The organism is Micromonospora sp. NPDC005291 (genome assembly GCF_040607415.1).
GTDB lineage: Bacteria > Actinomycetota > Actinomycetes > Mycobacteriales > Micromonosporaceae > Micromonospora.
In genome coordinates this window covers 83,371-95,116 of the sequence record NZ_JBEXGR010000002.1, presented here as the reverse complement: position 1 = coordinate 95,116, position 11,746 = coordinate 83,371, and the positions used below count along the sequence as shown (strand labels likewise).

Here is an 11,746-nt window from a genome sequence, read left to right as displayed (position 1 = left end):
GCGGCAATCGAAACCACATCGAACTGAGTCGGGCGGCGACACACTGCGGAAATCGCTGCCCAGCATTGGCGCGGTCGCCGGCCACGTACCCAAGAAGAGCCCAGCCACCGCGAAGCTGGCGACCAACTCGCTGCTCGCCGGCGCGAAGAAGGTCTGGCTCGACCGGAAGGTTCGCGCCACGGCGCGGCCCGGCGGCCCTCAACCGGGCCGCACCAGCACCCCGTTTCCGTACCTCCCCGGGCCGCGGTGTCGATCCGGCCCCACCTCGTTCGTCGTGACGGCAGAACACCGACGCCGACACGAGAGGTACGCCCATGACGTCCCTGACGACCGCCCCCGAGATCCAGCTCCGCCGAACCCGGATCCTGCTGGGCTGCGGCACGGTCGCCGGCCTGCTCTTTCCCGTTCTGTCGTTCGGGCAGGCGTTCACCCGAAGCGGGTTCGATCTGCGCCGGCACGCGGTGAGCTCACTCACCCTCGGTGACCTCGGTTGGCTGCAGGTCATCGCGTTCGTGGGCACCGGCCTGCTGGCCGTCGCCTTCGCGGTGGGTCTGTGGCGGGCGCTGCGTCCGGGCCGGGCCGGCACCGTGGGCCCGGTGCTGGTCGGCGTCTACGGGGTGGCGATGGTCGGCGGCGGAATCTTCGTCCCCGATCCCGCGCTCGGCTGGCCGCCCGGGGCCCCGGCGGGGCTGCCCGAGCAGGTCAGCACGGGCAGCGTCCTGCACACGGTGTGCGGCGCGGCGGCGTTCCTGTCGCTGATCGCGGCCGGCCGGCCTGCTGCTCGCCCGACGCTTCGTCGGCCAGGGGCACCGGGGTTGGGCGCTCTACAGCGCAGCCAGCGGTGCCGTCGCGTTCGTGCTCACCGCCCGGCCGTGGAGCGAGGAGAGCGCGAGCATCCGCTTCGCCGTCGGAGCGGTGCTCATCTCGGGCTGGCTCGTGGCGCTCTCCTGGCGGGCACGCGACGAGGTGGCCTGACTCGTCACTGGCCCGTCCAGACCGCCTTCGCGCCCGAGTCGCCGGTGCGGATCACGTAGTACACGGCGATGCCGGCGGCCACCAGCGACAACACCTGCAACGCCAGGGTCAGCGCCCTACTGGGCCGCGCATCGTCGGTGGCGCTCGCCTCGGCTGCGCTCGCCTTGGCGGCTCTCGGTGGGACGAACCAGACCAGCGCCAGCGCCACGATCGCCAGCCCGATGGTGGCCCAGAGCGTGATGTCGCCGAACTCCTGGTGCGCCTCAATCGTCGGGGCGAACTCGGGAGTGACACGGTTGGCGGCGCGCAGGCGGTCGAAGAAGGCATCGCCGGAGAGCTTCGCCAGCAGGGCGGAGATCGGCGCGCCCAGGGCGAGCAGCCCCAGCACCCAGCGGGTGTGCGGCCGGATCGGCGGGACGAGCGCGTAGCCGATCGTCAGGAGGGCCAGCAGCGGCACGAACACGACTGCGGCGTGCAGCACCAGAGGATGGGCGGGAATGCCCATGAACTCCTCGAACATCGGCGTCTCCTCCGGTGATGGCGGTGGACGTCGATCGCCCAGGGATGGACGTTATCGGTACCGAAGAGGCATGTCAGCCCCCAAGATTGCCAGCAGCGCCCGTCTTCGTCGTGAAGACCGCCGTCAGACCACCACCCGGTAGTGGGTGGTGAGCAGCCCGCTGTCGTCGTACACATGGAATGCGACGCCGGGCGGCTGGGTCTGGGTGGTCAACTGTCCCTCGCCCTCCCACGGCATCCGGAGGGTGGAGACCACACCCGGTGCGATCCGCAGCGGGCGGCCGGCGAAGGTGCTCGCGGCGGCGGTATGGAAATGCCCGGTCAGCACGGCGACGACCTGCGGGTGGGCGGTGACCAGCTCGGCCAGAGGGTCGGCGGGTAGCAGCCGCATCGGGTCCATGACTGGGTGGTGCAGCACCACCGGCGGGTGATGGAAGGCGATGAACGTCGGCGTCTCGGCCGGCACCGAGCCCAGTTCGTCGGCGAGCCACGTCATGGTCTCCTCGTCCAGGTGACCGTCGTCCTCGCCTGGCACGGAGGAGTCGGCGAGGAGGAAGACCGCGCCGGCCACGTCGTACCGGGCGTTGATCGGGCCGGTGCCGCCGCGATCGTCACCGAGCAGACCCTTGCGGTACGCGTCGCGCACATCGTGGTTGCCGGGGCAGATCATGACCGGCAGTGGGGAGTCGAAGAGCTTCGCGGCGGTCTCGTATTCGGCCAATTCGCCGTGGTCCGCGATGTCCCCGGTGATCAGGATCGCGTCGACCGGCCGCGGCAGGGTGTGCAGGTAGTCCATCACCCGGGCCGTCCGCTCGGCCGATCGGGCTTGGCTGTCGAGGTGGGTGTCACTGAGGTGCGCGATGACCAGCACGATCGCTATCCTAGTGAGCCGCGCTCAGCTCCGGGAGCGCGGCAGACAGTCCTTCTTGTACTTCAGGCCCGAACCGCACCAGCAGGCGTCGTTGCGCTCCGGTGGCCACGCGATCCGCGCGCTGGGTCGCGCCAACACCTCGGCCGCGTAGCCCGCCCGGATCGCCGCATCGGTCGGATCGCCGTCGCGTCGACCGGCGAAGTCGTTCAGCCCGGCCACGGTCGCGCTGAAGACGCCCAACCCGGCCTGACCGGCGCCCGTCAGCCGGACCAGTTCCTTCTCCAGCCGGGCCCGGTGCTCGTCCCAGTCCTGCCCGTAGACCTCGGCGAGCGCGGCGTGCTCGGAAAGCAGACGATCGAATTCGGCCCGAGGCCAGAAGAGCAGATCGGACTCCGCGTCCCTGCGTTCCCCGGCCCGGCGGACGAGCTGGTTCTCCAGTCGGTCCGCCAGATCGTCCTGCCGGTCGTGCGGCAGGTTGAGGTTTCGGCGTACCCGGTGCCGCTGTTGCAGCAGGAAGAAGAGGACACCGGGCGCGTCCGGCGGACCGAGCTCCAGCACGGGGTCGATCGCCGTGATGGCCTGCGCGGACGCCCCGGCGGCGGCACGCTCGCCGAGCAGGGTGTCGACCGCCTCGCTCAGCCAAGTCTCGGCGACCGCCGAACGGCCACCGGCGTCCAGGGCCGCACTCACGTAGGCGGCGGCGTCGGGCTGCACGATAAGGAACGGGCGCAGCGCGGTCAGCTCCGCCATCGCCTCGTCGTCCTGACCGCCGGCCCGGAACAGCGCCCGGGCCCGCAGCGCCCGGGCGAACCCGGCCCGCGGATCATCTCCGGACGGGTACGCCGCCAGAGCCTGCTCCGCGTACCGCAGGGCGGCGTCTGGCCTTGCCCGGATCTCGGCGATCTCGGCGGCCAGGGTCAGGGCGTCCCCGGCGTCGTCCGGATCCTCCAGTCGGCCCTGCTCCGCGGCCTCGGCGAGATCGGCGGCGATACCGAGCGGGTTGGCCGTTCCGAGCGCCGAGCGGCGAAGTTCGGCGAGGTCAGCCTTGGTGAGTACGTCTTTCGTCGACACGATCTCACGGTACGTCGGCGGGATCCCGGCATGCCGGCAGATCACCTGTTACGCCGCTCTCATGCCGCCCGAGGCTATGACCACGCTCCGGCCGCCGCAGCCCGGGTGGCGTAGCTGTCGAAATCGAGCGGGTCACGTCCGAGAACCCGACGCACCGTGTCGGTCGGTTCGGCGAGATGACCCGCGCGCATCCCGGCGAACATGATGTTCAACGCCGTGGCGGTTTCCTCCAGATGGCCCTGGGCGAGCAGTTCGGCCTGGTACTGCGCTGGTGTGAGCTCCACGTAGCGAATCGAACGATCGGCTGCCCTGGCGATCGTCGCCACCGCCGTGGCGAAGGTGAGCGCACGAGGCCCGGACAGGTCGTACACCTGTTCGTGATGACCGTGCGATGTCAACAGGGTCGCGGCGACGTCGGCGATGTCCTGGGCGTCGATGAACGGCTCCGGAGTCGCGCCCATCGGCAGAGCCAGCCGACCGTCGAGCAGTGGTTGGCGCCACAGGTCCTCGTTGAAGTTCTGATTGAAGTTGTTCGGCCGGATGATCGTCCACTGGACGCCGGAGTTCTGCACTGCCTCCTCCGCGGCGACCATGCCGGGGGAGAAGTCACCCTCGATTTGGTCGATCCCTCGGCCGGACAGCGCCACGATTCGACCGACACCCGAGTCGACCGCGGTTGCCACGAAGTCGACGGCCAGAGCGGGGTCCTCCGGAGCCAGCAGATAGACCGCCGAGGCTCCCGCCAGGGCCGGCTGCCACGTGGCCCGCTGCGACCAGTCGAACCGCACCTCGCTCGAGCGAGAGGCCGCCCGGACGTGCTGGCCCGCCGCCCGCAGCGTCCTTACCAGCCGGCGGCCGGTCTTGCCGGTCCCTGCCATCACGAGTATCGAGGGTGCGTCTGTCGTCATGGTCACGAGTCAACTCGCCCGGTCGCGGGCGGTACATGTCCTGTCGTACGTCGGGCATGTCCGATCGTCCGGGATCTATCGTCGGTGCCATGGACCCGTTCGACAACCTGCTGCGGGGCGTACACGCGGACGGTGCGGCCTTCGGCCGTTCGGTGCTGACGCCGCCAGGGGCGCTGCGGTTCACCGACGGCGCCCCGTTGACGCTCTGTGTCCCTCTGCGGGGCGAGGGTTGGATCTCGCATCCGGAGAGCGACAAGCCCCGCCTGGTGCGGGTCGGGGAGGCCGCCGCCGTGCGCGGGCCGGCACCGTTCGTGTTCTCCGCCGAGCCACGGTCGAGCTTCCAACCCGGGGAACTCCGGGACGTTCGTTGCGGCCAGTCGGGGATGACCGATTCTGTGGGCGCGGACCAAAGCGACCGCATGGTGCTGCTGGTGGGGGCGTACCACGTCCAGGGCCGGGCACCCCAGCGGTTGCTGGGTGCGCTACCGCCGGTGCTCGTCGTGCCGGACGACCACGACTGTGCAGCCCTCCGCGACTACCTGGACACACAGCTCGGCGCGTGTCGGCCCGGACGGCAGATCGTGCTGGACCGACTACTGGACTGGCTGTTGGTGTGCACGGTGCGGGACTGGTTCGACCAGCCGGACGCTGAGGCTCCCGGCTGGTATCGCGCGCTGAGCGACGACACGGTCGGTCCGGTGCTGCGTGCCATGCACGACGCGCCGGGCAGGCCGTGGACCCTGGCCGAACTGGCCGTGCAGGCAGGAGTCTCCCGGTCCACACTGGCGAAACGGTTCACCGCGTTGGTGGGCGAGCCGCCGCTCACCTACCTGACCGACTGGCGAATGACCCTGGCCGCCGACATGCTGGCCGAATCGACAGCGACGGTCGCCGCCGTGGCGCATCAACTCGGGTACGCGGATGCGTTCGGCTTCAGTGCGGCCTTCAAACGGGTCCACGGGGTCAGCCCAAGCGGGCATCGCCGACTCGCGCGTGTCGGCGGACAGGTGGCGTGACCGGCAGTTGGGCGCAGGTCTTCCGGGCCCGGAACCGGTCGTCGAGTGGTCGTACCTCAGGGTCATGGGTGACGCCGACTGACACGGCTCCTGCCGGGGTCGGCACGGCTTCATGGGCCAGGCGCGGCCGCTCTTCCTGGTCGGCGCCGGATGTGCCGGTGAGCGTCATGACTCACAGGCATATTCATGCCTCAGAGTCATCACGCTCGTCACGGCGTCCGCTGCTCCGCATCTTCAGGCCGTGCCGCCGACTGAGCAGGTCGGGTTGGTCAGAACTCCTCGTACACCGCCGGGTCCTGGTCCGCGAGCCGCCCGTCCGGGCGGCCCAAAGCGGTGATTGCTTCGACCTCGCCGTCGGTGAGCTTGATGCCGAAGACGTCCAGGTTTTCGATCTGCCGCTGCGGGGAGGCGGCCTTGGGCAGCGGAATCACCTGGCGGGCCACGTGCCAGGCGAGGATGGTCTGCGCCGGGCTGACGCCGTGCGCGGTCGCGATCTCCACCACGACGGGGTGCTCCTGCAGGTCGTTGCCACGGCCGAGCGGGCTCCAGCCCTGCACGAGGATCCCCTGCTCGCGGTGGTAGTCGATTGCCTCCTGCTGTGGGAAGTACGGATGCACCTCGATCTGGTTGACCGCCGGAGCGACCCCGGTCTCGGCCACCAGCCGGTCGATGTGCTCGGGCAGGAAGTTGGAGAGACCGATGTGCGTGACCAGACCACGCTCGCGAGCCTCGATCAGCGCCCGCCATGCCTGCACGTACAGGTCGACCTTCGGATTCGGCCAGTGGATCAGGTACAGGTCGACCCGGTCGAGGCCGGTGCGGAACACACTCTCCTCGATGGTGGTCAGCGCCTCGTCGTAGCGGTGGTGCCGGCCCGGCAGCTTCGAGGTGACGACCAGTTCGTCCCGTACGTCGCCGGCCGATCGGGCGGCCCGACCCACCGCGCCCTCGTTTTCGTAGTTCACCGCGGAGTCGATCAACCGGTAGCCCGCCCGGATTGCCTGCCCGATCGCGTCGACACCCGCCGAGCCGTTCAGTCGGTACGTGCCGAGGCCGATCGCCGGCAACGTGGTGCCGTCTGCGGCCGTCAGGTGGGGAATCGTCATGGTTGATATGCCTTTCGTCGACCGTGACTGGACCCTACCTCGCATGACCTTGGCGGGGTGCGCGTCAGTCACGGCCAGGTCGTCGGGGGTGGGCCAAATGCGCGACGACCAGCCCGCACAGCCAGAGTGGCGAGGGCAGCGTTGGCGCCACCACCAATCACAGCGCCGATACCGAACGGTGCCATTCGACCGAGAACGATGATTCCCTGCTTGGTCCCGTACTTCGTGATGAAGTGTCTACCCAAGACCTTGTTGATCTGACGCAACGTCTGTAGAGGCACCTTGGCGACAATCTGACGTCCCCAGTGTTGCCCCGTACGCTCTGCGACCTTGGTAATGGTCGCGGAGCCGGACCCGCCAAGCATGATTCCCATCACGATCGTTCGACGGCGCTCGATCTCGTCGATGCGGACGCCGTGGATTTCGGCGATCGAGAGCGCGAAGAGGGCGCTCAGCTCAAGAGATGAGAGAAACTCGCCCGCCGACAGTGCCAGTGCGACGCCCGTGCCGACGCCGGGCGCCGCTGCAGCTCCTCCAACGGCAGCACCCGTCCCGGTCAAGGCGCTGACGTACATCCGCTCCAGATTGCCGATTACCTCTGCTGGTGTCGCCTCTGGGTTCCGCTGGCGGGCTCGGGCGATGTTCTTTCGCACCAGAGGGCTCTGGATGGCGATTGCCTTATCCAGGAGGTCGAGGACTCGCTGCCCAGGTACGGCTGCTTCCGGAACCGGTCCGTCGAGCGCATCGTGGTCAACGGGTATGGAGAGTTCGTTCTCGGATCCCTCGGCCTCAGGTGCCATCTCAAATCCTTCATGATCGACAGCGGGAGCATCACAGTAGGTGTCAACGTGGTCACCCCGGCTCATCCGGAGCGGCATCTCACCGCGCGTAGTGTCCAAACGCGAGTGGCTGAACAGATTGAGCGTGTGGTGCGAGCGGGTCGGGTCGCCACAGTCACGGGCGCCGGCCGCTGTACTCACGGGGTCGACGTCGGCGTCGGAGTTGCCGCGCCGATTACACCGCCGAAGAAGACCAGGACCGTGAGCGCGATCATCGGGCCGACGAAGACGTAGCCGAGGATCAGGCCCGTCACGGCCATGCCCCGCCCGGACTTCCTGCCGTCTCGAGTCTCGTGCAGGCCGATGTGGCCGAGGATGACTGCGAGGACGCAGGGCAGCCCGAACAGGCACCAGCCGCCGAGGAAACCGAGGATGCCGAGGACCATCGACGCGGTGGCGAGGTCGGACGAGGGCGCGGCTTGTACGACCATCTGGGGCGGCAGCGGCTGGTACTGAATCGGCGGGTAGGGACCGGCGGGCACGACCGAGATCGGCGGTTGCGGGCGGGTCGGGTCGTATCCCGGCTGGTAGGACAAGGTGGGTTCCCTCTTGGGTGGTCGAGTCATCTGTCGGGGGTCAGTTCGTGGTGCTGGCGGTCGGCTGGAGTCGTGCGAGCAGGGTGCTCACCTCGGTGTGCAGGCGTCGCAGTTCCGCCGCCGTGGGGGCCAGTTCGTAGCAGTGGTGGTGCGTGGCGGTGGAGAGCGTCGCCCAGGCGAACGCCACCCGGCGGGCGGTCTCGGTGCCCGGGCCGAGCCGGCCACGCAGCATCAACTGCTTTGCGCGGCCCTGCCGGCAGGCCGCCACGGTCGGCTTCACCCGCTGCCAGTAGCCGTCGATGCCGCCTTCCAGGGCGAGCCGGATCAGGCAGGCGCAGGCCCGAGGCCACCAACCGCCGGTCACGGCGACGGTCCCCAGCAGACCGGCCCCGCGCAGCAGCTGATCGGCCGCCGCCAGGCAGCGCTGCGGCGTCGGCGCGGTCACCGCAGCGCCTCGGCCAGGAGGCGGGCGTCCGCGACCAGGCCCGGCAGGTCTGCCAGGTATGCACCGTGCACGCCTTCCCGGCATGCCTGGTACGCGTCAGCCGCCCGCCGTCCGTGCCGGCGGAGCAGCTCGTTGCGTACTCCACCGCCCCGATCGGGGTCGTCGAACAACGCCAACGCGACGGTGGTGGCGACCCGCCGGGACGCGTCGTCGATCGCCTTCTCGATGTCGGCGTGCGGGACGCCGCGTGCCACCCGGTTCCGCCACACCGTCCGGTGGCAGGCCGCCTCCACCGCAGAGCGGCACAGCTCAGCGACCACCGGCCCGCGCACCTCGGCAGGGATGTCCTCGTTGCGGGCCAGCGCGGACGCGTCGTCCAGGTAGCGGGTCACCGGGTCGGAGCCGGGCCGCAGCGTCACCACCGACTTCTCCGCCCGGTGGACCTCGATGATGCGGGCATCGCCGAGGCCGAGCCGGGTGACCGCGTCGGGCAGCCTGGTGTCGTGGGTGAAGACGACCACCTGCCGCTGCTCGGCCAACTCGGCGAGGACCCGCGCGAGACCGTCCACCTTCGACGGATCCATGCTCTGCACCGGGTCGTCGACCACGATGAACCGGAACGGGCTCTCCGGGGCGCAGCTGCGCGGCAGGAAGGTCGCCAGCCCGAGCGCCTGCATCTCACCCTGGCTCATCACCCCCAGCGCGGTGCCGTTGTCGGCGCCGTCCACGCTGACCGGGAAGACGACCCGCCGCCGGGTGTTCGCGCCTTCGAGCGTCATCGCCCCCAGCTCGACGTTGCTCTCCTGCCGCAGCTGAGCCCAGATCCGCTGCGAGTGCCCGGCGAACGGCGCGACCCGCTCGTTGCGGATCTCCGTACCGGCGTCCCTCAGCCAGCCGCGTGCGGCCTTCAACCGGGTCAGGGCCGCCTCCCGCGCCGGCATCCCGCCAGCGGCGGACACCCACTCGCGCACGTCGGCCGCCGCCGCCCGCCAGCCGGTGTCGCGCTGCCGCAGAAACCCCTCGGCGTACGCGCGGGCCGCGTCCGCCGCCTCCACCACCGCGGGGTACCGCGCGGCCAGGTGGTCGGCCAGCTCGGCAGGCTTCCCGGGTACGCGCCGCAGCGCGGACACGGCGTCGCGCAGCACCCCGACCGGCGGCTCCGACCCGGGCCCCTCGGGCACCGCGAGGTCGTCGATCAGGTGGTGCGTCTGCCGGAGTAGAGCCGTCAGCCGGGTCCCCGCCGTCTGAGCGGCGACGCTGCGCTGCCGAAGGTCGGTCAGCGACTGTGCGGCGGCGGCACGCCACCCACCGTCCAGAGTGCCGGTTGCGCAGACCGGGCACGGCCCGTCGCCGTCGTCCTCGTGGTGTTCGAGGGCGAGGCGGAGCAGTTCGGCGCTGCGCAGCGCGGCCCGGGACCGGCCACCGTCGTACCGCAGAGCCTCGGCCGCCGCCTCTCGCAGCTGATCCGCCAGCCGGGTCACCTCGTCGACCGGCGGCGGCGCCAAAGCGGCGAGTTCCCGGCAGAGCAGCACCTCCCGGTCAGTGGTCGCCTCGTCCGGCTCGTCGAGGATCGCCGTCACCGCGCCGAGGTCGACCGCGCTCCGGCCGCGCAGCAGTGCGGCGGTCCGCCGGGCCCGGTAGTCGGCGATTTCTGCGAGCGCGTTGGCCAGGGCGATGCGCTGTGCGCGTACCTCCTTGATGGTCGTGTCGTGCGGCCGGGCGGCGCGCAGCAGACGCTGGTCGGCGTCGGTGAGCGCGTCCAGGCCGAGGATCGCGAAGAGCGCGTCGAAGAGCTGGCTCTGCGTGCCGGCGGCGAGCTTGCCCAGCTCGGCGGCCGTGAGGAACGGCCGGTACAGCTCCAGCGGGCGGGCCAGACCCAGCTCGGAGAGGCCGGTGTGCCGGCCCCGGGCGCTGCTGACGGTCACCTCGGCGTCGGCCAGCTCGGCCCCGACCGGCCAGGCGCGGTTCACCCGGGTCGGTGTGGCTACCCCGTCGACGCGCAGCTCCACGCCGACCCAGCACGGGTCCTGGTTGTGGAGGTTGCGCCACCCCGTACGCCAGACGCTGGTCTTGTCGGCCCACCGGGCGCTGTCACCGGTGAGGGCGAGTTCGACGGCCTCGGCGAAGCTGGACTTGCCGGAGCCGTTGCGGCCGACGACCAGGGTGAGGCCCGGACCGGGGTCGACCTGGAGGGTCCGCTCCGGGCCGACGCCGCGGAACCCGGCGACGGTCACCGACTTCAACCAGATCCGTTCCGGTGGACCGTCTGCGGCGGGGGCGCGGGGGTCGAGTCGGGTGGGAGCGCCGGCGAGCGCGGCGGTCAGGTCGTCCTCGCTGGTCAGGGCGGCGAGGACGAGCTCGGCGGTCTCGGTCGGTACGTCGTCAGCGGCGGCCAGTCGGTCGAAGATCAGATCGATCAGGGGCGCGGTGGGCTGCGGAGGCTGGGTCATGGTCGTCTCCAGGCGTGTGGTGTCCGCGGGTCGACGGCTCGTCAGGGGCGAGGCGTGCGGGAGGAGGTACGTGCTGGTGCGCTTTGGCCTGATGTCGCAAACGAATCAGGCGGGTGCGATCGTCCAGTTACCGTCGGCCGTGATCTCCATGAGTGCGGGCGCCGTCAGCGGCCGCACGCCGGAGTAGCCACCGATCTCGTTGACGAGCAGGCCGCCCTCATCGGATTCGAGCGAGTAGGCGTACACCGCGAAGTTGGAGCTGCCCCGGGAGTGGGTGATCTTTACAGCCGTGGCGTCTCCGCCCAGGACGACGACGTCGTCGCCCTTGCCAGACGCTTTGCCCGAGGTCGCCTTGGTGGCCATCTGGTCGAGCGAGCCGATCGTCAACGTCCAGCTGCCCGCTGCCTCCACCTCGAACTGGGTCGTGAGCGCGCCATCCTCGAGGTTGATCCATCGCTTGCCGGTGTACGCGCCGATCTCGTTGACCAGCAGCCCCTCGGGGCCGTCGCTGCGCAGGACAGTGTTGCTGCTGCAGCGGCAGACGAACTTCACGACGGCAAAGTCGGTCAATTCGGGGATCCGCACGACGTCGTCGCCCCGCCCCTTGATCACCTTCGGCTTCGGGGCCGGCGCAGTGGTGGTCGGCGCGGCCGCCGTCGGTTCCGCGGTGGTGGGGGAGGCCGTCGGGGCAGCGGTGCTGGGCGCAACGGCCGTGGAAATGACCGCGCTCGGGCTGGCCGAGACCGGGCTGCCTCCGCTGGCCGCCGGCTCCTCGTTGTCGCCGCTCGCCGCGCCGATGACGGCACCGCCGCAGCATAGGGCGACTACCAGGGCGGCACCGCCGACCGCCCAGGCGCGTAGAGGGGACCGCCGGCCCTTCGCGGGTGGGACCGGCTCGCCGGGCAGGACGTCCCCGACGGGGCTGCCGGAGGGCGACGCCGCGAGAGGCGGGGCCGACTGCTCAGTGGGTTCGTCGGGGTGCGGCGGGGTCGGATCGGTCATGGCGAAGC

General features: G+C 70.7%; 12 protein-coding genes. 2 read left to right on the top strand and 10 right to left on the bottom strand.

The window, feature by feature from the left end; translation table 11 throughout:
- Positions 1-314 precede the first annotated feature (314 nt).
- Positions 315-1,034 (top strand): DUF998 domain-containing protein, encoded by a 720-nt coding sequence (locus ABZT18_RS02715; RefSeq protein WP_354992044.1) that lies wholly within the window; start codon positions 315-317, stop codon positions 1,032-1,034.
- On the opposite strand, the gene ABZT18_RS02710 is transcribed toward ABZT18_RS02715, so the two are convergent.
- The 4 genes from ABZT18_RS02710 to ABZT18_RS02695 form a co-directional block, all read right to left on the bottom strand.
- Positions 980-1,495 (bottom strand): DUF2231 domain-containing protein, encoded by a 516-nt coding sequence (locus ABZT18_RS02710; RefSeq protein WP_354992043.1) that lies wholly within the window; start codon positions 1,493-1,495, stop codon positions 980-982. The two genes, ABZT18_RS02715 and ABZT18_RS02710, sit on opposite strands and share 55 nt — an antisense overlap.
- Positions 1,496-1,618: 123 nt before the next feature.
- Positions 1,619-2,365, bottom strand: a complete 747-nt coding sequence (locus ABZT18_RS02705) for a metallophosphoesterase (RefSeq protein WP_354992042.1) — start codon at positions 2,363-2,365, stop codon at positions 1,619-1,621.
- 24 nt (positions 2,366-2,389) lie between these two features.
- Complete coding sequence (locus tag ABZT18_RS02700) at positions 2,390-3,436, bottom strand: SEC-C domain-containing protein (protein WP_354992041.1); 1,047 nt, start codon at positions 3,434-3,436, stop codon at positions 2,390-2,392.
- A gap of 74 nt (positions 3,437-3,510) precedes the next feature.
- Positions 3,511-4,314 (bottom strand): NAD(P)H-binding protein, encoded by an 804-nt coding sequence (locus tag ABZT18_RS02695; RefSeq protein WP_355250436.1) that lies wholly within the window; start codon positions 4,312-4,314, stop codon positions 3,511-3,513.
- Positions 4,315-4,433: 119 nt separating this feature from the next.
- Between ABZT18_RS02695 and ABZT18_RS02690 the strand changes: the two genes are divergently transcribed.
- Positions 4,434-5,360, top strand: a complete 927-nt coding sequence (locus ABZT18_RS02690) for an AraC family transcriptional regulator (RefSeq protein WP_355250327.1) — start codon at positions 4,434-4,436, stop codon at positions 5,358-5,360.
- Between the two features lie 269 nt (positions 5,361-5,629).
- Here the strand turns inward: ABZT18_RS02690 and ABZT18_RS02685 are convergent, their stop codons facing one another.
- The 6 genes from ABZT18_RS02685 to ABZT18_RS02660 all read right to left on the bottom strand — a co-directional run bounded on the left by ABZT18_RS02685 (position 5,630) and on the right by ABZT18_RS02660 (position 11,738).
- Positions 5,630-6,466 carry an aldo/keto reductase gene (locus ABZT18_RS02685; RefSeq protein WP_355250324.1) on the bottom strand — a complete coding sequence of 279 codons (837 nt, stop codon included), beginning with the start codon at positions 6,464-6,466 and terminating at the stop codon, positions 5,630-5,632.
- A 68-nt stretch (positions 6,467-6,534) separates the two neighbouring features.
- Positions 6,535-7,266, bottom strand: coding sequence for a hypothetical protein (locus ABZT18_RS02680; RefSeq protein ID WP_355250321.1), 732 nt, complete (start codon positions 7,264-7,266; stop codon positions 6,535-6,537).
- A 176-nt stretch (positions 7,267-7,442) separates the two neighbouring features.
- On the bottom strand, positions 7,443-7,841 hold the full coding sequence (locus ABZT18_RS02675; RefSeq protein ID WP_355250318.1) for a DUF4190 domain-containing protein: 399 nt from the start codon (positions 7,839-7,841) through the stop codon (positions 7,443-7,445).
- 40 nt (positions 7,842-7,881) lie between these two features.
- Positions 7,882-8,286, bottom strand: coding sequence for a hypothetical protein (locus ABZT18_RS02670; protein ID WP_355250316.1), 405 nt, complete (start codon positions 8,284-8,286; stop codon positions 7,882-7,884).
- The gene (locus ABZT18_RS02665) at positions 8,283-10,736 is read right to left on the bottom strand and encodes an AAA family ATPase (protein WP_355250313.1); all 2,454 of its coding nucleotides are present in this window, start codon (positions 10,734-10,736) and stop codon (positions 8,283-8,285) included. Before ABZT18_RS02665 ends, ABZT18_RS02670 begins: the two co-directional genes overlap by 4 nt.
- Positions 10,737-10,841: 105 nt before the next feature.
- Complete coding sequence (locus ABZT18_RS02660; protein ID WP_354992034.1) at positions 10,842-11,738, bottom strand: hypothetical protein; 897 nt, start codon at positions 11,736-11,738, stop codon at positions 10,842-10,844.
- Positions 11,739-11,746 lie beyond the last annotated feature (8 nt).

Bases quoted from the DNA above. Each gene is read 5' to 3' on its own strand.
- ABZT18_RS02690 (WP_355250327.1), top strand. From the start codon at position 4,434: ATGGACCCGTTCGACAACCTGCTGCGGGGCGTACACGCGGACGGTGCG.
- ABZT18_RS02685 (WP_355250324.1), bottom strand. From the start codon at position 6,466: ATGACGATTCCCCACCTGACGGCCGCAGACGGCACCACGTTGCCGGCG.
- ABZT18_RS02660 (WP_354992034.1), bottom strand. From the start codon at position 11,738: ATGACCGATCCGACCCCGCCGCACCCCGACGAACCCACTGAGCAGTCG.
- ABZT18_RS02715 (WP_354992044.1), top strand. From the start codon at position 315: ATGACGTCCCTGACGACCGCCCCCGAGATCCAGCTCCGCCGAACCCGG.
- ABZT18_RS02665 (WP_355250313.1), bottom strand. From the start codon at position 10,736: ATGACCCAGCCTCCGCAGCCCACCGCGCCCCTGATCGATCTGATCTTC.
- ABZT18_RS02695 (WP_355250436.1), bottom strand. From the start codon at position 4,314: ATGGCAGGGACCGGCAAGACCGGCCGCCGGCTGGTAAGGACGCTGCGG.
- ABZT18_RS02710 (WP_354992043.1), bottom strand. From the start codon at position 1,495: ATGTTCGAGGAGTTCATGGGCATTCCCGCCCATCCTCTGGTGCTGCAC.
- ABZT18_RS02680 (WP_355250321.1), bottom strand. From the start codon at position 7,266: ATGGCACCTGAGGCCGAGGGATCCGAGAACGAACTCTCCATACCCGTT.